This window comes from Sphingobacterium spiritivorum ATCC 33861, from assembly GCF_000143765.1.
Lineage (GTDB): Bacteria > Bacteroidota > Bacteroidia > Sphingobacteriales > Sphingobacteriaceae > Sphingobacterium > Sphingobacterium spiritivorum.
In genome coordinates this window covers 98,944-122,460 of record NZ_GL379774.1, presented here as the reverse complement: position 1 = coordinate 122,460, position 23,517 = coordinate 98,944, and the positions used below count along the sequence as shown (strand labels likewise).

The following is a 23,517-nucleotide window of genomic DNA, read 5'->3' as shown; positions in this document are numbered from 1 at the left end:
ACAGGGATGTTGCAGCACCCCTGTCCATGAATTAATTAGGAACTGAAATTTAAGTGAACTAACCCAAATTACCCAATTACTCAAATGTATGAAAAACTTATTATTTCGCAAACAGCTTGATTCTCGTCAGGAAAAAGCCCGTTTGCGCCAATTATTACTAACCATGAAAATTACGGTTATACTATCATTGGTTTTTATGACTTGTGTACATGCTGATAGTGTGGCTCAGAAAGTATCCCTGTCATTGAAAAACGCAAAATTGGAGGAAGTATTTTCATCCATCTCTAAACAAACTAAATACAGATTCTTGTATGAAGATGAGGTGATTAAAAATGCTAAACCTGTAAATGTAGAATTGAAAGGTGCTTCTGTAGAAAATGCACTTTCTAACGTTTTGAATAGTGCAGACTATTCTTTTAAAATAATTGCAGGAACAATTACTGTAAATAAAATTACACCAGTAGCAAGTCGGAACCTTGATATTCAAAGACCTGTTACCGGAACCATCAAAGATGAGAACGGCAGACCGCTTGCAGGAGCAACAGTTTCTGTAAAAGGGTCTTCGACTTCAACAAGTACTAATGATCAGGGATATTTCTCTATCAATGCCGCATCTAATGCAACTTTAGTTGTTCGATTTGTCGGATTTAATCCGAAAGAAATCAGTGTTTCAGGACGTTCATCAATAGAAGTTGAATTGACTGGTGCGGATAAGGCATTAGAAGAAGTCGTCATTACAGGTATCGGATCCAGAATTGATAAAAACCTTTTTACCGGAGCAACAGCTAAGGTAAACATGAAAGATGTCGAAATTGGAGGTATGGCAGATGCCAGTAGATCATTAGAAGGACGTATAGCCGGGGTCACTGTACAGAATACAACAGGTACATTTGGTTCTGCTCCTAAAATCAGAGTACGTGGTGCGACTTCTATTTTTGGAAGTTCTAAACCATTATGGGTTGTAGATGGAATTATTATTGAAGATGTTTCTGATGTTTCTTCAGATGATTTGTCCTCCGGAGATGCACTAACGTTAATCAGTTCTGCTGTAGCAGGGCTTAATGCTAGTGATATTGAGTCATTTACAGTATTGAAAGATGGTTCTGCAACTTCTATCTATGGTGCCCGTGCAATGGGAGGGGTTATCGTTATTACTACGAAAAGAGGTAGAGCCGGATATAATTCTTTCAATTACGTCGGAGAATATACTTCAAGAGCAATTCCTTCGTATAATACTTTCAATATTATGAACTCGCAGGAACAAATGTCTGTTTACCAATTTCTTCAACAAAGAGGTTGGTTGAATTTATCAGATGTTTCTGTAGCTTCAGAAAGTGGAGTTTATGGTAAAATGTATCAATTGATTAATGCCGGACAATTAGAGAATACAGAAGCTGCACGTAATGCCTATTTGAGACAGGCTGAATATAGAAATACCAACTGGTTTAAGGAATTGTTCAGTACAAGTATTATGAATAACCATTCATTAAGTATTTCATCCGGTACTGATAAGTCTCAATATTATACATCTGTCAGTGCTCTTGTTGATCCGGGATGGGCTAAGCAAAGTAATTTTAAAAGATATACAGCATCATTAAATGCTAGTTATAATTTATTAGATAACCTTAAGTTAGATTTATTGACAGGTGGGTCATATAGAAATCAAAGAGCTCCTGGTACTTTAGGACAAACAATAGATGTGGTTTCTCTAAATGTTAAGAGAGATTTTGATATTAATCCGTATGCTTACGCATTGAATACGTCAAGAACATTAGATCCTAATGAGTTATATACAAGAAATTATGCTCCATTTAATATTCTTCATGAATTGGAAAATAACTATATGGACATTAATGTTTCAGATGTAAAATTCCAGGGAGAATTAAAATGGAAATTGTTTAATAAATTAGAATTGGCAGCATTAGGGGCTGTAAGATACCAACAGACATCTCAGCAGCATCATGTAAAAGATGATTCTAATCAGGCTACTGCTTACAGATGGATGCCAAATACGATCATTAGAGATAAGAATCCATACCTTTATACTGATCCTGACAATCCTTATGCTGTTCCTGTTTCAATATTGCCTTCAGGAGGTATATATAACAGAACAGATAATAAAATGTTAACTAATGATTTTCGTTTTACATTCAACTATAATGAAACATTTAATGATGTTCATAAGTTGTATGTATTTGGAGGAGCATCTGTAAACTCTGTTGAGAGAAATAATAACTGGTTCAGAGGATGGGGATTGCAGTATAATCTTGGAGAAATTCCATTTACAGATTATAGAATCTTCAAAAGAGGTCAGGAAGAAAACTCCAATTATTTCTCAGTCGACAGAACTAAAGACGGAGGTCTGGCAAATATAAGAAGTAGAGAAGTTGCTTTCTTCGGTCAGGCTAACTATTCATATGATAATAGATATTCTATCAATGGAACATTACGCTATGAAGGAACCAACCGTCTAGGCAGGTCTACTTCAGCAAGGTGGTTGCCGACGTGGAACGTCTCCGGTTTATGGAATGTGCATGAAGAGCAATTCTTTAAAGACTGGGAATCTCCCATCAATAACTTATCATTCAAAGGTTCTTATAGTCTGACTGCTGACAGAGGACCTGCTTTTGTGACGAATTCTAAAGTTATTATCAGAAGTTATAACCCTTGGAGACCAAATACGGCAGATAAAGAAACCGGATTGGAGATTGCGGATTTAGAAAACTCAGATCTGACATTTGAAAAGAAACACGAATTGAATATTGGAGCTTCATTAGGTTTATTTAATAATAGACTTGCTATTGATGTAGATTGGTATAAACGTAATCAATTTGACCTTATAGGAATTGTTAATACACAAGGACTTGGAGGACAGATTACAAAATACGGAAACGTCGCTGAAATGAAATCTAATGGTTTGGAGATAAGTGTTTCCGGAACAATTATTAAAAATGATAATTTTTCATGGGTATCTAATTTCATCTATACCAAAACAAAAAATAAGGTTACCAAACTAGAAAATAACCAACGTGTTTTAGATTTAATTACAGGTAATGGTTTTGCATTGGAGGGATACCCTGTAAGATCTTTATTCTCAATTCCTTTTGCAAGAATTCAGAATAATGGATTGCCAGTGTTTGGTTACTTGGATAATGCAGAAACGACGACCGGTATCTACTTCCAGGATAGAGACAAACTAGGGTTTTTAAAATATGAGGGGCCAACTGAACCAACTGATTTAGGAAGTTTCGGAAACATATTCTCGTACAAGAATTTCAAACTTAATGTATTCTTTACCTACTCATTTGGTAACGTTGTTAGATTGGATCCTGTTTATAAAACAAAATATTCTGATTTAACAGCAACTACTCGTGAGTTCTGGGATGCCTGGACGGTGCCTGGAGAAGAAGGAAGAACTAATGTTCCTGTAATATTGGATAACCGTTTTATCCGGAATAACAGTCAGTATGAATATGCTTACAACGCCTACAACTATTCAACTGTAAATATGGCTTCAGGTGATTTTGTACGCTTGAAGGATGTTTCCTTATCTTATGATTTGCCAAAGACTGTTGCTAATTCATTCAAGCTATCTTCATTAGGATTGCGTTTAAATGCTACTAACTTATGGCTGGTGTATGCTGATAAGAGATTAAATGGTCAGGATCCGGAGTTTATCAATTCAGGAGGTGTGGCTTTACCTATACCTAGACAATATACATTAACCGTTAAGTTAGGCCTATAATTTTAAAATTATGAAAAGAAAATATTTAAATATAGTATTAAGTGCAGGCCTGCTATTAGGTATAACATCATGTAATAAATACTTGGATGTGCTTCCTGATAACAGAGCAGAACTTAATAACACAGATAAGATCGCTAAAATGCTCGTATCTGCTTATCCGGAGAATTCATATCTGCTGGCTGCGGAGATATCGTCCGATAATGTCGACGATTATGGTGTGACAAATCCTTATTCTTCCAGATTCTTGGAAGAGATCTTTAACTGGGAGGCAAGCACTGAAACAAATAACGATGGTATTGATAGAGTCTGGAGTTCGGGATATGGTGCAATTGCAAGTGCGAATGCTGCACTGACAGCGATAGAGGAAGCCGGTAGTCCTGTTAATTTAAATCCGCAAAAGGGAGAAGCTTTAGTTGCGCGTGCTTATAACCATTTTTTATTGGTTAACCTGTTTGCACAGCACTATTCTAAAACTCATTCAGCAACGGATTTAGGAATTACATACATGACTACTTCTGAGAGCACATTAGATCCAAAATACCAACGTAATACCGTTGAAGAGGTGTATAACTTTATTGTTAAAGATCTGGAAGAAGGTATACCTTTGATTAATGATGCATCTTATGCAAATAGCAGTGTTTCCAAATATCATTTTAATAAAGCTGCTGCAAACACTTTTGCTGCACGTGTTCATTTGTTTATGGGGAATTGGCAGAAGGCTGCGGAGTATGCTACATTAGCGTTAAATAATAATCCTACAGAAACACTTAGAGATTATGTAACGATTGCATCTTTTGCAGCAAATCTGGGAAATATCTCGCGGGAGTATAATGCAAGTTCTGTTAAAGCTAATTTCTTGATTTCTACAGCGTATTCGGCTATGGGAACTACATTCGGAGCTTACTATACCAATTCCAGATTTAGTCATGGAGCATTTATTGCCCGTTCTGAGACAGCTTTATCTAATACGCCTTATGGAAATATTACATCGGACGTTGCATACAGAATCAGATTGTACAGATACTCTGGGACAAATTTAGATAAAGCTATTTTCCCAAGAGCTACTTATATGTTTGAGTATACTGATCCGGTTGCTGGAATAGGATTTTCAAGGGGAGTTTTTGCCCCAATAACATCTGAAGAGGCGCTGTTGACGAGAGCAGAAGCTAATATTCAGTTGAAAAAGTATTCTGATGCTTTAGCTGATATGCAAATATGGGTTAGAAATACTATGGTTACAGTACCGACTCTAACCGAGGCTGGTATTAATACATGGGCTAATAATTTAGCATATTTTACCCCAACAGCTCCAACGCCTAAAAAGAAATTCAATTCAGAATACAATATCGAAACGGGTACACAAGAAAATATGCTCCATGCTGTGCTATTTATGAGAAGAATCCAAACTCTTCATACAGGCATGCGTTGGTTTGATGTGAAACGCTATGGTATAGAGATTACAAGAAGAACAATTGCCGGTACTGCAGTTGGAACTGTGTCAAGCAACACACTTGCTGTTCGTGATAATAGAAGAGCGATGCAATTGCCACAGGATGTAATTAATGCAGGTTTAACTCCAAATCCTAGATAAAATGAAACACCTTAAATCAATATTTTTTGCTTTTATCCTTATTTCTCTTGCGACATCTTGTAAGAAAGAGAAATTGGATTCAAAAAGTGTCTTTACTGATACGCAAATCGAACAAAACGATTTAGACAAGTATATTTATAAAAATTTAACACAGCCCTATAATATCCAGATTCTGTACAAATATGTAGATAGAGAATCAGATTTAAATTATCATTTGGTACCTGCACCTTATGAAGGATCAGTACGTATGACTAAATTATTAATTTATTTAGGATTAGAACCATATGATAAAGTTACAGGAAGCAAGCAATTCATCAGAAGTTATTTTCCTAAACTCTTAAATTATATTGGTACTGTTGCTGTTCGTAATAATGGTACTGTAGTATTAGGTACTGCTGAAAGTGGAACTAAGATTACAATGTATAATTTGATTAATCTGAATGCTACAAATGGTAATAGTCCTTCATTTTTGAATACCTATTATTTTAAAACCATACATCACGAGTTTCAGCATATCCTTAATCAGACCAAACCCTTTCCTTCTAACTTTAGAGAGATTACAGGTACAAAGTATGTTGACGATGCTTGGAATACTGTATACACAACAACTGGAGCAGCAGTAGCGGATGGTTTTGTTTCTCCTTACGCTTCTAAAAGCGGGGAGGAAGATTTTGCAGAATTATTCTCTTTTTATGTAACGAGGTCTCAGGCTGATTTTGATGCTATATTGAATTCAACCGGTTCTACAGCTGCAGGAAGAACTATTGTTAATACAAAACTGAATGTTGTTAAAAATTACATGAAAGGTGAGTGGGCTATAGATATGGATGTATTGAGACAAGAGATGTTGACAAGATTTGCAAACCTGAGTTCTTTTGATCAAACAACTTTAAATTAAAGACAATGAAACTAAAGATATATTCCTTATTGATCACATTGCTTGTATTAGGTGCAAGTTGTGATAAAAAAAGAGATAGAGTATTTGAAGAGAGTCCTACTGAAAGACTTAATGTTAGTGTGGATCAGGCTTATAGCATATTGAAATCTCAGTCAAATGGATGGTTGGTAAAATACTATCCTAGTAGTACTCTGGAATTTGGAGGATACACCTTATTTGCAAAATTCTCTTCAAGTACTGAGGTAAACTTACAAGGTGACTATACTACAAATAATGCTACAAGTATGTACACAGTATACCCTGGAGCAGGGCCTATCCTGACTTTTGATACATATAATCCAGTTATTCATTATTTCGCTTTGCCAGGTGCATATTTTAGCCCTCAGATAGGAGCTGTTGATAGTGGGCATAAGGGGGACTTTGAATTTTTAGTAGTTAAAGCAACTCCTGATTCTGTTATACTTCAGGGAAGAAAAACAATGAATAAAATTGTTATGCTTCCTATTTCAACTACTGAAGCACCTACAATTGTAGCAAATTACAAGGCTGCGGTAGCTAAATTTCACCCAAGAGGCGCTTATAAAGTAGAAGTAGGGGGAGAGTCTTTAACGGCTACATTCTCAACTGCTGCTACTAAAAGAGCATTTACAGTGACTGGAAGTACTACAATCTACTCATATAGATATACAGATAAAGGTCTTGACTTTTATAAAGAGTATGATATTAAGGGAGTTAAATTTAAAGAATTGACTTTTGTTGAACCAACTGGTTCCTATACCAGAGGTTACTTCGAAAATGCGGAGAAAACTTTAAAATTAGTACCCGGAAGTTAATTAGAATAAAGCTTTCCTGTTGTTTTGAGTCGGCAGGAGAGTTTTATATGTTTATTAATAATGGCCTTCCCGGATTTATCCGGGAGGGCTTTTTTAATAAATATTCATTACATTGTAATACTTACCAATTACTGATAATTATGGAAAATCAGACATATCTGAAAGAAAGAGAAATCCGGAAATCGAAAGTAGTGTTTTGGGTTTCTGTAGCCATACTAATCTTTTTTGCAAGTACAGTCTTCGTTTACGGATCACTTTTATATTTGCCGGAATGGATCATTGTATTGCATAGCATAGCGGATCAGCTCGTCAGAATTCCTGCTATTCTGGCATGTTTTGTTCTTTTGGGAATCTCGGGGTACTATATCCTATTTAAAAGACAATATTATTACCGCTGGTATTTTAATGTGCTGTATAATATTTTCAGTATAGCTCTTATATTTTTCGGAGATTATTTTATGATCTGAATACATAAAAAGCAATCTTACTCAATTGGGAATAAGAAATAAATAAACTACAGAATTGATCAATTAACATCATCACATACTGGAATTTCGTCCTTAATACGAAGTGTTAAAATGACAGAAAAGACAAATTCTAATTTTCCTCCTCTTCACCTTTCAACTGATGGGTTTCCTCATCATATTTTCCTTCAAGGTCATCTATAATTGTACCTTTCCATAGCTTTGCCCCGGTAATGTAGGCTGCTCTGCCTATCATATGTGCAGCCACAGGAGCTGTTAATATCAGGAAGAAGGTAATAGCGATAGCCTTGGTTGTCACCGATACATCCGGAAAGATAATCGCTGCACATAGCAGGAAAAATCCGACCCCCAATGTGGCCGCTTTTACGGTAACGGAGAGACGTAAATAGAAATCCGGCATACGCAGGATGCCGATAGAAGCAAATAAAATAGCTAATGCACCAATAGTGCTGAATATGGCTAAAAATATATCAGTCATGATGATCTTTTTTTTCAAGGTAATATGAAAATGCTACTGTGCCCAAAAAGGCAATCAGAGCAAGTATAATAGCGACATCCAACAGCACCTCCTGTTGTGTACGTATACTGTAAACCGTAATAATCCCGATACCAATGGTGATAATCAAATCTAAGGCAATGACCCTATCTACTACATCAGGCCCCTTAAACAAACGAATAAACGTTAAGATGACCGAAATAGTTAAAATCGGGAGGATTACATAATCAAAATAAGTATTTAGCATCATCTGATAATCTCTAATAGTCGTCTTTCAAATCCATTCTTAAGCTGAGCGATAAATTTATCTTTATCCTTGAGGTACATCACATGAATATATAAGGCCGATTTATCGTTGCTTATATCCAGAATCAGTGTTCCCGGTGTAAGAGAAATAATCGTAGCCAGCAAGTTTATCTCAAAATCTGTTCTCGCATTTAGCGGATATCGGATTATACCCGGTTTAAAAAAATATTTAGGGGTAATTACATCATAAGCAACCTGAATATTGGCGACAATCATCTCATACAGAAAGTACAGGACAAAGCCTGCCGTTTTGGGTACACGGTAGAAGTATCTTTGATCCGTTTCATTGATATTCATGATCCACAGGATAAAGAATCCCAGCAGAAAACCAAAAAGAAAATTTAAATAATACATCGAACCTGTCAGTGCTATCCATATAAAGCAAAGCAGCAGGTTCATTAAAAATTGTTTTATCATATCAATTATCTTTTATTTGCCCAGTACAGCCTGTATGTACGGACGCGTATCTAACATTTCAGTAGCAATCTTATCCGAAACCTTTATAATATCTTCAGCATTGAGGCCAATGTATAAAGATACTCCTGCCAGAATCGCTATCGGAGCGACCAGCAATATCTTTTTGTATAAAGGTAAAGGTTCAAATTTATCCTCCACCTCCGCTTCATTATCCGGCTTCTTCCAGAAAACCTCGGACCACATCTTAGCAATGACGTACAGCGTAATAAAGCTCCCTAAAATGATGGCGGCAATAAAAGCATAGTTTTGCAGACGGAAAGCATCCTGAATAAGATAAATTTTAGGCCAGAAACCAGAAAGGGGAGGAATACCAACCAGAGAGAAAAGTACAATGCCGATCAGCAAGGATATCTTTGGATATTCTGCATACAGACCACCGATCTTTTTCATATCCATCGATCCCCTTAATTGCCTTATCAGTCCCGCAATCAGAAACAGATTAGTCTTGACCATAATATCATGGATCAGATAGAATACAGCCCCCATCAGAGCGAGTTTGCTGAACATCGCCAGTCCTCCCACCATAAATCCGATATGACACACAATCAGGTATGAAAATAATCTTCGGATATTGGTTTTTGTCATCGCCCCTAAAGCGCCCGTTACGATAGTCAGAATCGCCAATGTAAGAAGCAGATTCTTCATAAACGGACTGGGTATAAATATCAGACTGTAAATGCGGAACATGGCATAGATACCGACTTTAGTCAATAATCCGCCAAATGTTGCTGCAACAGCTGACGGAGGAGTATGGTAGGAGGAAGGAAGCCAGAAATACAAAGGAAATACGGCCGATTTGATCCCGAATCCAATAATGAAAAATGAAGATGTAATACCTACAAGCGTCTGATCTTTAACATTCGGGATTTTTAGCGCCAGGTCTGCCATATTCAGAGAGCCCGTGATGCCATATAAAATGCCAATCCCTGTCAGGAAAAAAGTTGAAGCCAGAATATTCATTGCCATATACTTTACGGCACCTTCCAGCTGAGCCTTTCGCCCGCCCAAAGTCATCAACACAAAAGAAGAGATAATAATCACTTCAAAATAAACATATAAGTTGAAGATATCTCCTGTCAGAAAAGCTCCGTTAAGGCCCAGTATCAGAAAATGAAAGATAGGAAAATAACCATAGCGTATACGTTGGCGACTGATACCAGTCGCAGAGAATATGGATACTGCCAGGCTGGCTATAGAGGTCAGAAGTACTAATGTCGTACTCAGCGTATCTGCTACAAACACTATTCCGAAGGGTGCATCCCAGTTTCCGGCGCTCATCGTTAAGATAGGACCATCATAGACTCTTGCGAAGAGCTTGATAGCAGCAGACAGTCCCAGGGTACTGCCCAAAATACTCAATACACGCTGTGTCACTGTCTTTCGCCAGAATATAAGCTGCACTATGGCGGTAAACAAATGAATAAAAACAGGTGCTAGTATGTAATTGTCAATCATATATCGTCTTCTTCTGGCGTATTTAAATCATCTAAATCATCACTGTTTATCAGGGCGTATACTCGTTTGAGCAATACAATGGCAAAGGCTGTAAGACCAAAACTGATAACGATAGCTGTCAGGATCAAAGCCTGAGGTATAGGGTCTGCATAGATATCATTGAATATACTCAGATCCGGATCAATCACCGGAGGCTTTCCTTTCGTGATGTTTCCCAATAGAAAGATCAGAATATTAGTACCATTGCCTAACAGCATAATTCCTAATAATAATTTGACCATGCTTCTTCTCAGGATCATATATACTCCTGCTGCGTACAGCAGGCCGATCAGTACAACAAGTATCAGTTCCATATCAATCTGTATTTAAAGCTATGGTAAACAAAATAGTCAATACTACACCAATGACGACCAGATAGACTCCAATGTCAAAAAATAGAGCCGAGCCGATCATTCCGATAACGGGAATCTTCTGCTCAATCCAAAGCCCCGTCATAGGAGGTTTTCCAAAGAGCAGAGGCGCTACCATACTTAGACTGGAGATTCCCAGGCCGATTGGAATCAGAGAAAGTGGCTTGTAACGAAGTATCTTCATAGTTTGTTCTGTTCCGTAAGCAAAGCTATGCAGGACAAAAGCTATCGAGGCCACCAGACCGCCAACAAAGCCTCCTCCGGGAAAATAATGACCTCTCAATAAAAGAAAAACAGAAAACAACAATAAGATAGGAAGCAGGTATTTGGATGCTGTCTGTAAAATTATACTTTTCATATCTATTCTTTTTCTGAAGATTTTAACCTTAATTTCAATAAACTGTATACACCAAGAGCCGCAATAGCCAATACTATTGTTTCAAACATAGTATCAATACCCCTGTAGTCGACAAGAATCACATTCACCACGTTTTTTCCCTTTGCCATCAGATAGGCATTTGCCCCATAAAAATCACTTACGACAGTATCTACCGGTTCCTGGAGTACCTTGAGCGCAATCATAGAAAGTAGTGCGCCAAAAGAAAGGGCTACTATCGCATCACGGATAAGAACTTTTGACCCCATATAATTCATAAATACGGGTAGCTTATAGAGAACCAGAACAAACAATACGGTAGATAACGTATCGATCGTAAATTGGGTCATTGCGAGATCCGGAGCACTATAGATCACAAACAGAAGACAGATACAATATCCGATAACACTCATAGACACAACAGCTGTTAAGCGGGATGAAGTACTTACTACAAGGTAAAGGGCGCCGATCAGGATAAGTACGATCGAGACTTCGTATATACTTATAGCAGACAACTTGCTGTAGTCTATATAAATCGGTCCGCTCAGATACAGTTTATAAGCGAGTAAAGCCTCCGCAAACAAAATGATCTTTAGATGATAGGAACGCAAAAATCCATTATGCAGCGTCTGCGTATAGCGATTTGAAAAGGCCACAAAACCGTTTCCAAAACGGGTGAATAGAGTCTGTGGTGCCAGTACATTTAGTTTTTCAACTTTTAATAACTTACTGCTGCTGGGTTTGTTGATCAGGTAGAGAATCGTACCCAACGCTAAAGTCAACAGACTCAGAATAAGAACAGTATTAAAGCCGTGCCATAGTTTCAGATGAACTTCCACATTATTTCCGAATATACTGGATGCAGTCTGTTGTGTAAGTATATCTCCGATCCATTTTGGATAGATACCCAACAGTAACCCTAAAACGGCTAATATCAGCGGAGGTATCCACATCGATTTGTAAGGTAAATGCAGATCTTTAAATTGATCCGGAAGTTTTCCTGCAAAAGGTTTGATTCCCGCCATAAATCCGGCTGCAACTAAGCCAATATTCGTGACTACAGCAGCTATCGTTACAAAAAGAGCTAATTGGGTATCGAATTTCAACGTAGCATCATAAATAAGATCTTTGCCGATAAAACCTAGGGTAAGTGGCATTCCGGCACTGGAGAGAGAAGCTAACAGCCCTGCAACGGCTACCGGCAGTAATACCTTTCTTAATCCCTGTAACTTACTGAGATCACGTGTGCCGGTTTCGTGGTCGATAATACCTGTAATGAGGAATAACGTCGCTTTGTACAAAGCATGTACCAGCAGAAACACTGCAGCAGCTATAATGGCTTCTTTTGTACCCATACCCAACAGAAAAGTCAATATGCCTAAGGCTGAGATGGTGGAATAGGCCAGTACACCTTTCATATCGACTCTGAAGAGCGAATGTATCGCACCGTACAGCATGGTAATTCCACCGACTATAAGAAGGGGATAAGTCCAGTACTCCGTACCACCCAGAATAGGGAAGAAGCGTGCCAGCAAATAAATACCGGCTTTTACCATAGTTGCAGAGTGTAGATAAGCGGAAACCGGAGTTGGAGCCTTCATGGCTCCGGGTAGCCAAAAATGAAAAGGGAATTGCGCCGATTTGGTAAAAGCACCAATAAATATAAGACCCAGTATAAGGGGGTATAAGGGATGCTCTATAAGTAGAGATCTCTTATCGACTAATTCAGAAATAGTATAAGTGTCTGCAATATTTCCAAGTAAGGTCAGTCCGGCCAGTAGAAACAATCCGCCCAGTCCGGTAATGCTGAGTGCCGTCAGCGCACTTTTCCGGGAATCACTCTGCTCATTATTGAAGCCGATCAGAAAAAAAGAGCTGATACTCGTTAGTTCCCAAAAGATAAATAACAGGAAAATATTGTCAGAGAGTACCACACCCAACATGGCAGCCATGAAGAGACAGAGAAAGCCGAAAAACCTGTCAAAATTGGGGTAGCCTTTAAGGTAGGAGCGGGCATACAGAAAAATGGCTGTACCGATCCCTGTAATCAGAAATGTAAACAGCAGGGATAACCCATCCAGCCGAAACTGAAAGTCAACTCCAAGGGAAGGTACCCATGAAATGTGCTGATGAATAATATTTCCGTCAACTATTGCTGCTGTATATTGGAGGAAATATAGAAATAAGATGCAAGGCAAAAAAGCGAGAATAAAACCCCATTTGGATTTCAGAAATCTCCCAAACGGAACAATAAGGCTCGATGTTATTAGTCCTGATAGAACGGCAAATAGCATTTAGTCTTTGTTTTAAAGTATTACTAGGGAAACAAAATACTAAATTTTTGTCGAAAAATCAGGCTTTTATTGGGTTTTTTACAAAAAAGCGAGACAATATTTGTTGTCTCGCTAATTTTTGTACTATTTCTTAAGTTTTTCAGCTCCCTCTACAATTGTCTGGACAATACCGGGATCCTGTAATGTAGAGATATCTCCGAGATTGGATACTTCACCTTCTGCTATTTTGCGAAGGATACGTCTCATAATCTTTCCTGATCTTGTTTTCGGAAGTTCAGGTACAAACTGAATAATATCCGGTTTGGCAATTGCTCCGATGATACGTGTAATGGTTTGCAGAATATCCTGACGGGTACTGTTCTCGTCAATATGATGATTTGCGATAACGAATGCATAAATGCCCTGTCCTTTTACCGGATGCGGGTATCCCACAATCGCTGACTCCACTACATCAGAGTGCATATTGATGGCGTTCTCTACTTCTGCTGTACCGATGCGGTGTCCAGACACATTCAATACATCATCGACACGACCCGTGATTTTGTAATATCCTTCAGGACTACGGTAACATCCGTCTCCCGTGAAATACATGTTTTCGTAAGTAGAGAAATACGTTTGGCGACATCTTTCATGGTCACCCCACGTTGTACGAAGCATACCCGGCCAAGGAAATTTGATACACAGATTTCCGGAAACATCATTTCCTTCTATCTCATTTCCGTTTTCGTCTACCAGCACCGGCTGTACGCCCGGTAAGGGCAACATGGCATACCCCGGTATTGCAGGAGAGATGCCGGCAATAGGAGCAATAAGGTGTCCCCCGTTCTCCGTTTGCCACCATGTATCTGCGATAGGAGCTTTCCCTTTTCCGATTTTATCGTGAAACCAGTGCCAGGCCTCTTCATTGATCGGCTCACCTACTGATCCCAGTTTTTTAATAGAAGAAAGGTCTTTATTGTCAACAAACTGATCTCCGAATGCCATCAGCGAACGGATTGCTGTCGGAGCAGTGTATAAGATGTTTACTTTGAATTTGTCCACAATATCCCAGTATCTGCCGGCATCCGGGTATGTAGGCACACCTTCGAACATCAGGGAAGTAGCTCCCTGAGATAATGGTCCGTAGACGATGTAAGTATGCCCTGTGATCCAACCGATATCTGCTGTACAGAAATATACTTCTCCCGGTTGGTACTGGAACGTATTCGCAAAAGTATATCCTGCATATACCATATAGCCACCTGTCGTATGGACGACACCTTTAGGCTTCCCTGTAGATCCGGAGGTATATAAGATAAATAAGGTATCCTCTGCATCCATTTCTTCAGCGGGGCAAGCAGGATTTCCCTGTGTTTCTACTTTTTTTATTTCATCTTCCCACCATACGTCGCGCCCTTTGATCATAGATACCGGTGTGCGGGTTCTGGTCAGTACGATTACTTTTTCTACAGACTTGCACTGCATCAATGCGTCATCCACAATACTTTTCAGTTCGATGGTTTTATTTCCACGGAAACTGCCATCAGAGGTAACGACCAGTTTACACTGTGCATCCGTAATACGATCTGCAATAGACTGAGCAGAAAATCCTCCAAATACAACAGAGTGAATGGCACCTATACGGGCACAGGCTAATACAGCAATCACCAGCTCAGGAACCATAGGCAGATAGATACAAACACGGTCGCCTTTGCTGACATTGTTATTCTTAAGGACATTCGCAAATTGCTCTACTTTAGCAAGCAATTGTTTGTATGAAAGGATTCGGTGTGCTTCATTCGGATCATTTGGTTCCCAGATAATAGCAGGTTTGTCTCCCAGGTTGTAAATATGACGGTCCAGACAGTTTTCTGTGATATTTACCTTTCCTCCCTCAAACCACTTAATCTTTGGCTCCTTAAAATTCCAGTCCAGTACATTTGTCCATTTACGTTTCCAGAAGAAATTTTCGGCAACCCCCGCCCAGAAATCTTCCGGATTTTCTACACTTTGTTTGTAGACATCCTGATATTCTTCAAATGATTTAATTTGTAGACTCATATTATTTTTTGGTTTATACTTAATTATATTTGTCACTTATCGGAATCAGACAAATATTTATTCAAATTGTCCATTTTGGATAAATGAAGCACTAATTTACTTTTTTTGCAACGAAATATCAATTTTTAAAACCCTTATGCCGAAATTTATGTGTCCTTATAACACGATTGTTATAGGTTCATTAAGAAACAGGCAGAGCCTTATGAAATTTATCAGACAGCTGTTTTATATATCTATCTACACCAATCTGCTTATTGCATTGGCAGCGATGGCACAGTGTGCGCTGACGTATTATGTCTTCAGTCAGCCGATGAACTATGCTATTATTCTGGTAGAGGGGGCAGCCACCTTAATGCTTTACAATTTTAGTTTGTTATGGTCGAGACCTGAAAATCCGCAAGAATCCAGATTTGCACGTACAAGATGGGTGTTTGGAAATGAATGGGTATTATGGCTCAATACCATTATAGCAGCGGGAATATTGCTGTACTGCCTTTTTCAGATACACTTTAATTCCTTTTTATTTTTGGGTGTTATTGGTCTGCTGAGTGTATTATACGGTTTTCCGGTATTTCGATATCAGGGGCGCAGAGTAGGATTAAGACAATTGCCGGGGGCAAAGATTTTTCATATCGCATTCGTGTGGGTCTGCAGCAGTGTCATCCTTCCCTATATTGAATTGTTTAGTGAGGGGATTATGATCAATACACGATTGTTAGGAGCATTGGCCGTATTAAAATTTCTTTTATTAATTATCTGTACGCTGCCTTTCGATATCCGGGATATCGCACAGGATTCGTATTATCATCTCAAAACATTACCTAACATGTTGGGAGAGAAAAAGGCAAAAAGATTATGTTATACCTTACTTCTTATCCACATTACCTTGATAGCTGTTACAGGATATAACCCCGGAATTGTACTGGGCTTGTTGCTGACGGATATACTGATTGCTGCTTTTTTAAAGTTTTTTGTTTTCCGCAAGGAAGGCCATTATCACTATGCGTATCTGTTGGATCTTAGCCTGATACTACAGTTTGTGCTGGTATTTTTAACGGTTAACTTGCTCTAATGCTTATTTTAAGAATGTAACTACCTTCTCCGCAACGACTGCAGATAGTTTATAATAACTCTCAAAGGTCCAGCCGGCTACATGCGGACTTACCAGTACATTTTCCCGACTCATCAGATCCGCAAACCAGGGTTGTTCGCCAAGGGAAGGGAATTTCTCTACCGGTAGAACATCAAATGCTGCGGCAATGATCCGGCCGCTGTCAAGATTTCTCAATACCGCCGGAATATCAACAATACCACCTCTGGCGCCCATCAAAAAGAAAATAGGCTTTCTGAAGTGGAATAAGTATTCCTCGTCTACCATGCCTTTGGTTTCTCTGGTCAATGGAATATGAAAACTCAGAACATCTGCATATTTAACAACCTCCTCCATGGAGACCTCTCTGGCGTATTCATCTGAAAACCCGGTTTTATATTTGTCGTAAGCAATTACATTGACATCAAATCCGGATAGTTTTTTTGCCATTGCCTGTCCGTTATTACCATATCCGATCAATGCTACCGTTCTTCCCTTCAGTTCATAACCGCGATTTTCTTCACGCAGCCATTGTCTGTTCTTTATCTGCTGATGGCTGCGATTAAGATGGTTCATAAGACTAAGCAGCATGCCGGTCATATGTTCACCTACAGCATCGCGGTTTCCTTCGGGTGCATTGATCAGTGTAATGTTGCGTGAAGCAGCGTAAGCTTCATCAATATTGTCCATACCAGCTCCTGACCGTGCAATAAAAGAAAGTCCGGGTGCAAGATCCATAAAAGCGCTATCCACCTGAAATTTTGAACGGATCACAATTCCAGAGTATTCACTTATTTGTTTTTCAGCCTCAGCTCTTGTTATATCCGGTTGGTAATCATATGCAATTCCGGCATCCTGTAATTTTTCCAGTAGAACTTCATGTACGTCATCGACGATTAAAACTTTCGTACTCATCTTTTATTATTTATTTCCATGAAATCAACATTCAATAACTTGTTCAGTTTGTATTGCTGAAGATTCTCCGGAAGAATTTTCATTAAAAAATTTCGGACAGCGATCAGAGCCGGGTTTTGCCATTGTGCTATTTTTCCGATAGTCCAGGACGTTTCTGTAATATATCGTGTTCTGGACAATCTTCGTTTTTCGAAATCCACAAAAGCCTGTGCTATACTTTTGTCTTTCTTCAGTTCGTCTATAAGTACAGCAACATCCTCGATTGCCTGGCAGGCGCCTTGTCCCATATTCGGAGTAGTTGCATGACCAGCATCACCCAGTAACAGTATATTTCCGAAAGCAAGCTGATCCAATGGTTTGATATCAATAATATCGTTCCATATAAGCTGCTTATCTTCTGTTTCATTTAATATCTGAGGGATAGGGTAATGGTAAGAAGCAAAATGTTTTCGAAGGTTTTCTATATTCCAGTTGCGGTAAAGCGGATTATTGGCTCTCGTGTTGATACAGGCATACCAGTAAATTTTGTTTCCCACCAACGGAGTCATACCGAATCGGCCTTTTGCTCCCCAGGTTTCAGATCCTTTGTCAAGTTGTATGGTCGAATTGTCGATTGTAGCACGCCAGCAGGTGTAACCGGAGTATCGTGGGGAGGAAGAAGGAATCAGTTGTTGCCTTAATGCCGATTTGACACCATCAGCGATCAGCAGATAGTCCGTCTCGATAGTGTGTCCGTTATCAAAAGTAAGGATAATCTTTTCCTGATCTTTTTGCAATTGGACTGCCCGATAACCGAGGTGTAACGAGGAAGAATCTATTTTCGAAAGCAGGTATTGATGAAGATCGGCACGATGGATAGCAAAATTGTCCTGCTTGTAGCGTTGCGAAATGGAGGAAGTATCCGGAGCAACCAGTATCTGTCCTTTTTCATCCAGAATATTATAATCCGGAAGCAGATGACCCAGCACCATTACCTCAGATTTAAGTCCAAGATATTCCAGTGCTTGCATGGCATTGGCCGCAAGACCGAATCCGGCTCCGATTCCTTTGAGTACAGGAGCACCTTCATACACATCAGCCTGTATACCGATTTGCTGCAGACCAATGGCTGCGGTCAATCCGGCTACACCTCCGCCAATAATTGTAAAGTGCTTCATAAACCAGTTTTTTAATTCACAGCTGAAATTTCATTAGTCAATTGGACAAAATCTTCTACAGATAAGCGTTCAGCCCGTAATTCATACAACGGATTGTCCGACATTTTATCTTTTGGAACGACTCCTGAAAGGGAATTACGCAAGGTCTTGCGTCGTTGATTAAACCCTGCTTTGACTACCCGCCAAAATAGTTTCTCATCACAATCCAGCTCTTCTCTCTCATTCCGTGTCATGCGGATAACACCGGAAAGAACTTTGGGAGGAGGAGTGAATGCTCCAGCTTTCACTGTAAAGAGATATTCTACATGGTAATAGGCTTGCAGAAATACACTCAAAATACCATATTCTTTACTGCCCGCTTTGGCGGTACAGCGTTCAGCTACTTCTTTTTGAAACATTCCTGTCATTTGTACCACACGCTGCCGCTCATCCAGGATCTTAAAAAGAATCTGGGAGGAGATGTTGTACGGGAAATTTCCGATTACAGCCATTTTCGGGCCGAAATATTTTGAAAAATCCAATGCTAAAAAGTCACCGTGGATCAGGCGGTCCCCTAATTCCGGATACTTATCCGCAAGAAATTCAATAGATTCGTCATCTACATCGATCAAATAAGTCTGATATTCTGGTTTTTGAAGAAGAAAATCGGAGAGCACACCCATTCCAGGACCTACTTCAAGCACCTGTGAAAAGCCCAATTTAGGATCCAAGGCATCCACAATCTTTTGTGCTGCGTTTTTGTCGTTTAAAAAATGTTGTCCTAAATGTTTTTTTGCTCTTACTGTACTCATATTGATCTCTTTGTGGCAAAGATAATCATCTTAGGGATGTGATAGGCCAAAAAACGTTTTTATTAATAGGGTTAGTGTAGTCGATTTATAAAGAAAAAGCCTTTGGCGGATAACCAAAGGCTTTTTTAAGTTAACTGGTGGAGATTACCGGATTCGAACCGGTCACCTCTTGCCTGCCAGGCAAGCGCTCTAGCCAAATGAGCTAAACCCCCGATTGAGAGCCCAAATGTTAGAATTTTTTGTCGATTATCCAAATTAATTCCTCAGTTTCATTCATTAATACGAATTTGAGAACCGGAGAGATCAGAACAGTTTATTTCAGAAGTGATTCTAAGTAATCCTCACTGACAGATGGAACATTATAGTTTGGATCTTTACTATGTTGTTCAGTATATCGGTTAGCTTCCTCTATACTGGAAAGAAATATTGTGTAGATTTCTTCGGAAATCCCGATTTCAGCTCCACTTTTAGCTCTCAACGTCATTTTGTTGTTGTTGGTGATGATATTGGAATAAAGTCTGTAAGCAACGGCCTTTATTTTTTTTCTTTCTTCAGATGAAATCCTGGGGTTCTGGAGGGACGTATTTTGTTTGAAATAGTTAGCGTCAATATTTATAAAATCATTCCCTTTCGCCAGTTTTTCTAATTCCGGATCTATAGAAGTCGCTTTATTAGCCGTAATATCGATTGGAATTAAGCCAAACGAAGGATTAGTATCGTCTTTTGTTTCTTTACAAGAAAAGACAGCAAAAAGAAGAGGTAGCAGTAATGAAAATAGACGGTTCATAATATTGAAATTAAAAAATTTATAAATACGGCTACCACGTAGCCACAAATGATATAAAAGCGGCCGATGACCCTGTGCTTATACTGTAGTTATATACTAAGGGAGGGGTTCCGAATATGGAGTCACTTTTGTTTATAGTCATTCCGGGAAATATTACACCTCCTGATAACAGTGAAATTCTACTTATTGAATACGTAACAGGAAGTATATTGAAGTTGGAAATGGCAATTGAAATGCTTTGTCCACCATTAAATTGCCATGAACTAGAGCTGTTGGGAGGATTTATAAGGCTCGTGCTAGCTCTTCCTCCCAGTGACGAACGACATGGATGCCATGAAGGTAATTCGTATATAGGTCTGCATTGTCCTCTATCAAATCCCATTTTATACGGGCAGCGCTGTATATACCATATACCTCTTGCACATATGTAAAATGTACGGCAATCCCAAGCATCGGTCATAGTGTCTCCGGTTTTACAATCTGCCTTTGCGGATTTAAAAATAAAAACACTCACAACCAAAAGGGCGAAGTAATATGTTTTTGAGATTAATTTTTTCATACATCTGTAGCTTTAGGTTAAATAATTGCGTGAATCTCACTACTAATATACAGCGATTGTTTTTAAAACAAAAACATTTACGAAAAATAACGAAATATTTTTTCGTAAATGTTTTTCTGATGATTTGACAATGTATGCTGATGTTTTTTCGTTATTTTTGAAGCATTAAAGTAAATAATTATGCGTGAGAAACTAAAGATTGGGATTTCTATTGGTGATGTTAACGGAATTGGCCTTGAAGTAATTATCAAGTCGTTGATGGATAATCGGGTTTTAGAATTCTTCACTCCGATTGTTTATGGAAATACTAAAGTCGCTTCTTTTCATCGTAAAGCTATCGGAATAAACGACTTTAGTTTTAATGTGATCAATGAGCCAGATCAGGCGAATCCGAAACGTGCAAATATGATCAACTGCTGGCAGGAAGATGTAAAGATTACGCTGGGAGAAGAAAATGAAACAGGTGGTAAATACGCTTTTTTATCGTTGGAAAAAGCTGTTGAAGATCTGAATGCCGGAAAAATAGATGCTTTAGTAACTGCTCCGATTAACAAGCACAATATTCAACAGGAAGGATTTCACTTTCCCGGACATACAGAATACCTGCAGGCAAGGACAAATGCAGATGACGTATTGATGTTTATGATCAGTGAAGAGCTTAGAGTAGGAGTAGTGACAGGTCATATTCCGGTTCATGAAGTTTCTGCTGCTATTAAAGAAGATGCTATCCTGCATAAATTGAGGATGATGAATGAGAGTCTGAAAACAGACTTTTGGATTCAAAAACCCAAAATTGCCGTCTTAGGACTTAATCCTCATGCCGGTGATAACGGATTGATCGGTACAGAGGATCGTGATATTATCCGTCCTGCAGTAGAAAAGGCAAATGAAGAAGGAATTTTCTGTTTCGGACCTTATCCGGCAGATGGCTTTTTTGCAAGTGATACCTATACCAAGTTTGATGCTGTGCTGGCTATGTACCATGATCAGGGACTTATTCCGTTCAAACATATTGCATCAAGAACCGGAGTTAATTTCACAGCGGGCTTGCCGATTGTTCGGACTTCTCCGGATCACGGCACAGGATATGATATTGCAGGTAAGAATGTGGCCTCCCATGATTCCTTTATGGAAGCACTTTTTACGGCTACGCATATTGTAGAACGTCGCCGCGAACAGGCTGAGCTAACGGCTAATCCGCTGGCCTTCCGTAAGCTGAGCAAGGACCGCGACTAATATTTTTGACACTGACTTTATCAATACGCTTCGTAAACACTCTTGTTTGCCAGGCGTGCTGATTTATAATAAAATTCCTTACTTTTGCAGACTTAATGGTTTTTGAGAACCGTGGCAAGCTATGAGTGACAATTTACAACATCCGATTTTCTCCCTTATCAAAGATTTAGCACAACAAACAAGTACCGAATGTTATGTCATTGGAGGGTATGTACGCGACCGAATAATGGGGAGACCATTTAAGAATGATGTGGACATTGTTGTGATAGGAAGCGGAATAGAGTTTGCCGATAAACTAGGGGAGAAGTTGAATACTAAAGTTACCGTATACAAAAGTTTTGGTACAGCAATGTTGGTATATGACGGATTGAACGTTGAATTTGTAGGCGCGCGTAAAGAGTCTTATCGTTCAGATTCCAGAAAACCAATCGTAGAAAACGGAACGCTTGAAGACGATCAGAATCGCCGCGATTTTACGATCAATGCCATGGCTTATTCCTTGAATGCGCATAACTATGGAGCTTTATTGGATCCTTTTAACGGTATAGAAGATATTGCACAGCGTATTATCCGCACACCACTGGCCCCTCAGGAAACGTTTTCTGACGATCCTTTAAGGATGATGCGTGCTATTCGTTTTGCATCACAGTTAGGGTTCAAGATAGATATTCATACGATAGAAGCGATATATAATACCCGCGAACGCATCAGTATTATATCAAAAGAACGTATTACGGATGAGCTGAATAAAATTATTCTTTCCGAAAAACCTTCCGTTGGTTTCAAATACCTGTTTGATACCGGACTTCTGGAGCTTATATTTCCGGCCATGTACCAGTTACATGGTGTAGATGTTGTAGAGGGAAAGGGACATAAGGACAATTTCTACCATACACTGGAAGTCCTGGATAATGTTGCCGAATACAGCGATGATCTGTGGCTGAGATGGGCAGCGATCATGCACGATATTGCAAAGCCTGCCACCAAGCGATTTGATAAAAAGTTAGGCTGGACTTTTCATGGTCATGAAGATAAAGGTGCCCGAATGGTTCCAAAGTTATTTGCAGAACTCAAATTACCATTGCATGATAAAATGAAATTTGTGCAAAAACTGGTGCTTTTGCATTTGCGTCCTATTGTTTTGGCCAAAGATATTGTTACAGATTCTGCGGTAAGACGTCTGTTGTTTGAAGCAGGCAATGATATTGATGCGCTCATGCTCCTATGTCATGCAGATGTGACAACAAAGAATGAGTACAAGAAGAAAAAGTACAGAGAAAACTTTGAGCTGGTCAAGCAAAAGTTAAAAGATGTAGAAGAACGCGATCAGATCCGTAATTGGCAGCCGCCTATTACAGGAGAAGATATTATGACTGTATTCAATCTGGGACCGGGAAGAGAGGTCGGAAAAATCAAGAATGCAATCCGGGAAGCTATATTAGAAGGTGATATTACGAATTCCAAAGAGCAGGCCTATTATTTTATGTTAGAGCAGGCAAAACAAATGGGTTTGGAAGCTAAGCATAAGCTAGTACTATAATCTCATTTTTATTCAGAGAAATAAAATTGTAATTTT

21 protein-coding genes and 1 tRNA gene are annotated in these 23,517 nt (G+C 39.0%); 8 read left to right on the top strand and 14 right to left on the bottom strand.

Annotation, left to right across the window (positions count from 1 at the left end; translation table 11 throughout):
* The first annotated feature begins 88 nt into the window (after positions 1-88).
* From HMPREF0766_RS18395 to HMPREF0766_RS18375, 5 genes are all read left to right on the top strand, one after another.
* Entirely contained in the window at positions 89-3,745 is a 3,657-nt protein-coding gene (locus HMPREF0766_RS18395; RefSeq protein ID WP_003000637.1) for a SusC/RagA family TonB-linked outer membrane protein, read from the top strand.
* Positions 3,746-3,755: 10 nt separating this feature from the next.
* The gene (locus HMPREF0766_RS18390) at positions 3,756-5,336 is read left to right on the top strand and encodes a RagB/SusD family nutrient uptake outer membrane protein (protein ID WP_003000635.1); all 1,581 of its coding nucleotides are present in this window, start codon (positions 3,756-3,758) and stop codon (positions 5,334-5,336) included.
* Position 5,337: 1 nt separating this feature from the next.
* Positions 5,338-6,234 (top strand): zinc-binding metallopeptidase, encoded by an 897-nt coding sequence (locus HMPREF0766_RS18385; protein WP_003000633.1) that lies wholly within the window; start codon positions 5,338-5,340, stop codon positions 6,232-6,234.
* A gap of 5 nt (positions 6,235-6,239) precedes the next feature.
* Positions 6,240-7,067 carry a DUF4302 domain-containing protein gene (locus HMPREF0766_RS18380; RefSeq protein ID WP_003000631.1) on the top strand — a complete coding sequence of 276 codons (828 nt, stop codon included), beginning with the start codon at positions 6,240-6,242 and terminating at the stop codon, positions 7,065-7,067.
* Positions 7,068-7,207: 140 nt separating this feature from the next.
* Positions 7,208-7,534: a hypothetical protein gene (locus HMPREF0766_RS18375; protein ID WP_236590581.1), complete on the top strand. Its 327-nt coding sequence runs from the start codon at positions 7,208-7,210 to the stop codon at positions 7,532-7,534.
* Positions 7,535-7,664: 130 nt separating this feature from the next.
* Here the strand turns inward: HMPREF0766_RS18375 and mnhG are convergent, their stop codons facing one another.
* The 8 genes from mnhG to acs all read right to left on the bottom strand — a co-directional run bounded on the left by mnhG (position 7,665) and on the right by acs (position 15,442).
* Entirely contained in the window at positions 7,665-8,030 is a 366-nt protein-coding gene (mnhG, locus tag HMPREF0766_RS18370; protein WP_003000628.1) for a monovalent cation/H(+) antiporter subunit G, read from the bottom strand.
* Entirely contained in the window at positions 8,023-8,298 is a 276-nt protein-coding gene (locus HMPREF0766_RS18365) for a monovalent cation/H+ antiporter complex subunit F (protein WP_003000626.1), read from the bottom strand. The genes mnhG and HMPREF0766_RS18365 overlap by 8 nt, the downstream gene beginning before the upstream one ends.
* On the bottom strand, positions 8,295-8,771 hold the full coding sequence (locus tag HMPREF0766_RS18360) for a Na+/H+ antiporter subunit E (RefSeq protein WP_003000623.1): 477 nt from the start codon (positions 8,769-8,771) through the stop codon (positions 8,295-8,297). The genes HMPREF0766_RS18365 and HMPREF0766_RS18360 overlap by 4 nt, the downstream gene beginning before the upstream one ends.
* Before the next feature lie 12 nt (positions 8,772-8,783).
* Positions 8,784-10,286 carry a proton-conducting transporter transmembrane domain-containing protein gene (locus HMPREF0766_RS18355; RefSeq protein WP_003000622.1) on the bottom strand — a complete coding sequence of 501 codons (1,503 nt, stop codon included), beginning with the start codon at positions 10,284-10,286 and terminating at the stop codon, positions 8,784-8,786.
* Positions 10,283-10,639: a Na+/H+ antiporter subunit C gene (locus HMPREF0766_RS18350; RefSeq protein WP_003000619.1), complete on the bottom strand. Its 357-nt coding sequence runs from the start codon at positions 10,637-10,639 to the stop codon at positions 10,283-10,285. Before HMPREF0766_RS18350 ends, HMPREF0766_RS18355 begins: the two co-directional genes overlap by 4 nt.
* Position 10,640: 1 nt before the next feature.
* Positions 10,641-11,054, bottom strand: a complete 414-nt coding sequence (locus HMPREF0766_RS18345) for a Na+/H+ antiporter subunit B (protein ID WP_003000617.1) — start codon at positions 11,052-11,054, stop codon at positions 10,641-10,643.
* 2 nt (positions 11,055-11,056) lie between these two features.
* Complete coding sequence (locus tag HMPREF0766_RS18340; protein WP_003000615.1) at positions 11,057-13,366, bottom strand: putative monovalent cation/H+ antiporter subunit A; 2,310 nt, start codon at positions 13,364-13,366, stop codon at positions 11,057-11,059.
* A gap of 123 nt (positions 13,367-13,489) precedes the next feature.
* A complete protein-coding gene (gene acs / locus HMPREF0766_RS18335) occupies positions 13,490-15,442 on the bottom strand; it encodes an acetate--CoA ligase (RefSeq protein WP_003000613.1) in 1,953 nt (650 codons plus the stop codon).
* A gap of 166 nt (positions 15,443-15,608) precedes the next feature.
* On the opposite strand from acs, the gene HMPREF0766_RS18330 reads away from it, so the two are divergent.
* Positions 15,609-16,478 carry a UbiA prenyltransferase family protein gene (locus HMPREF0766_RS18330; RefSeq protein WP_037460867.1) on the top strand — a complete coding sequence of 290 codons (870 nt, stop codon included), beginning with the start codon at positions 15,609-15,611 and terminating at the stop codon, positions 16,476-16,478.
* A gap of 3 nt (positions 16,479-16,481) precedes the next feature.
* Here the strand turns inward: HMPREF0766_RS18330 and HMPREF0766_RS18325 are convergent, their stop codons facing one another.
* From HMPREF0766_RS18325 to HMPREF0766_RS22750, 6 genes are all read right to left on the bottom strand, one after another.
* Complete coding sequence (locus HMPREF0766_RS18325; RefSeq protein ID WP_003000609.1) at positions 16,482-17,411, bottom strand: NAD(P)-dependent oxidoreductase; 930 nt, start codon at positions 17,409-17,411, stop codon at positions 16,482-16,484.
* Complete coding sequence (locus tag HMPREF0766_RS18320) at positions 17,408-18,568, bottom strand: FAD-dependent monooxygenase (protein WP_003000608.1); 1,161 nt, start codon at positions 18,566-18,568, stop codon at positions 17,408-17,410. Before HMPREF0766_RS18320 ends, HMPREF0766_RS18325 begins: the two co-directional genes overlap by 4 nt.
* Before the next feature lie 11 nt (positions 18,569-18,579).
* Positions 18,580-19,359: a 16S rRNA (adenine(1518)-N(6)/adenine(1519)-N(6))-dimethyltransferase RsmA gene (gene rsmA, locus HMPREF0766_RS18315; RefSeq protein ID WP_003000607.1), complete on the bottom strand. Its 780-nt coding sequence runs from the start codon at positions 19,357-19,359 to the stop codon at positions 18,580-18,582.
* 135 nt (positions 19,360-19,494) lie between these two features.
* A tRNA-Ala gene (locus HMPREF0766_RS18310) sits at positions 19,495-19,571 on the bottom strand.
* A 101-nt stretch (positions 19,572-19,672) separates the two neighbouring features.
* The gene (locus HMPREF0766_RS18305) at positions 19,673-20,146 is read right to left on the bottom strand and encodes a hypothetical protein (RefSeq protein ID WP_003000606.1); all 474 of its coding nucleotides are present in this window, start codon (positions 20,144-20,146) and stop codon (positions 19,673-19,675) included.
* A 31-nt stretch (positions 20,147-20,177) separates the two neighbouring features.
* Positions 20,178-20,606: a chitin binding peritrophin-A domain-containing protein gene (locus HMPREF0766_RS22750; RefSeq protein ID WP_172462542.1), complete on the bottom strand. Its 429-nt coding sequence runs from the start codon at positions 20,604-20,606 to the stop codon at positions 20,178-20,180.
* Positions 20,607-20,885: 279 nt separating this feature from the next.
* On the opposite strand from HMPREF0766_RS22750, the gene pdxA reads away from it, so the two are divergent.
* Positions 20,886-21,941 (top strand): 4-hydroxythreonine-4-phosphate dehydrogenase PdxA, encoded by a 1,056-nt coding sequence (gene pdxA / locus HMPREF0766_RS18300; protein WP_003000604.1) that lies wholly within the window; start codon positions 20,886-20,888, stop codon positions 21,939-21,941.
* Positions 21,942-22,062: 121 nt separating this feature from the next.
* Positions 22,063-23,481 (top strand): CCA tRNA nucleotidyltransferase, encoded by a 1,419-nt coding sequence (locus HMPREF0766_RS18295; RefSeq protein WP_003000603.1) that lies wholly within the window; start codon positions 22,063-22,065, stop codon positions 23,479-23,481.
* Positions 23,482-23,517 lie beyond the last annotated feature (36 nt).

Coding starts and splice junctions, on each gene's coding strand:
- HMPREF0766_RS18395 (WP_003000637.1), top strand. CDS start 89: ATGAAAAACTTATTATTTCGCAAACAGCTTGATTCTCGTCAGGAAAAA.
- HMPREF0766_RS18390 (WP_003000635.1), top strand. CDS start 3,756: ATGAAAAGAAAATATTTAAATATAGTATTAAGTGCAGGCCTGCTATTA.
- HMPREF0766_RS18385 (WP_003000633.1), top strand. CDS start 5,338: ATGAAACACCTTAAATCAATATTTTTTGCTTTTATCCTTATTTCTCTT.
- HMPREF0766_RS18380 (WP_003000631.1), top strand. CDS start 6,240: ATGAAACTAAAGATATATTCCTTATTGATCACATTGCTTGTATTAGGT.
- HMPREF0766_RS18375 (WP_236590581.1), top strand. CDS start 7,208: ATGGAAAATCAGACATATCTGAAAGAAAGAGAAATCCGGAAATCGAAA.
- mnhG (WP_003000628.1), bottom strand. CDS start 8,030: ATGACTGATATATTTTTAGCCATATTCAGCACTATTGGTGCATTAGCT.
- HMPREF0766_RS18365 (WP_003000626.1), bottom strand. CDS start 8,298: ATGATGCTAAATACTTATTTTGATTATGTAATCCTCCCGATTTTAACT.
- HMPREF0766_RS18360 (WP_003000623.1), bottom strand. CDS start 8,771: ATGATAAAACAATTTTTAATGAACCTGCTGCTTTGCTTTATATGGATA.
- HMPREF0766_RS18355 (WP_003000622.1), bottom strand. CDS start 10,286: ATGATTGACAATTACATACTAGCACCTGTTTTTATTCATTTGTTTACC.
- HMPREF0766_RS18350 (WP_003000619.1), bottom strand. CDS start 10,639: ATGGAACTGATACTTGTTGTACTGATCGGCCTGCTGTACGCAGCAGGA.
- HMPREF0766_RS18345 (WP_003000617.1), bottom strand. CDS start 11,054: ATGAAAAGTATAATTTTACAGACAGCATCCAAATACCTGCTTCCTATC.
- HMPREF0766_RS18340 (WP_003000615.1), bottom strand. CDS start 13,366: ATGCTATTTGCCGTTCTATCAGGACTAATAACATCGAGCCTTATTGTT.
- HMPREF0766_RS18330 (WP_037460867.1), top strand. CDS start 15,609: ATGAAATTTATCAGACAGCTGTTTTATATATCTATCTACACCAATCTG.
- HMPREF0766_RS18325 (WP_003000609.1), bottom strand. CDS start 17,411: ATGAGTACGAAAGTTTTAATCGTCGATGACGTACATGAAGTTCTACTG.
- HMPREF0766_RS18320 (WP_003000608.1), bottom strand. CDS start 18,568: ATGAAGCACTTTACAATTATTGGCGGAGGTGTAGCCGGATTGACCGCA.
- rsmA (WP_003000607.1), bottom strand. CDS start 19,359: ATGAGTACAGTAAGAGCAAAAAAACATTTAGGACAACATTTTTTAAAC.
- HMPREF0766_RS18305 (WP_003000606.1), bottom strand. CDS start 20,146: ATGAACCGTCTATTTTCATTACTGCTACCTCTTCTTTTTGCTGTCTTT.
- HMPREF0766_RS22750 (WP_172462542.1), bottom strand. CDS start 20,606: ATGACCGATGCTTGGGATTGCCGTACATTTTACATATGTGCAAGAGGT.
- pdxA (WP_003000604.1), top strand. CDS start 20,886: ATGCGTGAGAAACTAAAGATTGGGATTTCTATTGGTGATGTTAACGGA.
- HMPREF0766_RS18295 (WP_003000603.1), top strand. CDS start 22,063: ATGAGTGACAATTTACAACATCCGATTTTCTCCCTTATCAAAGATTTA.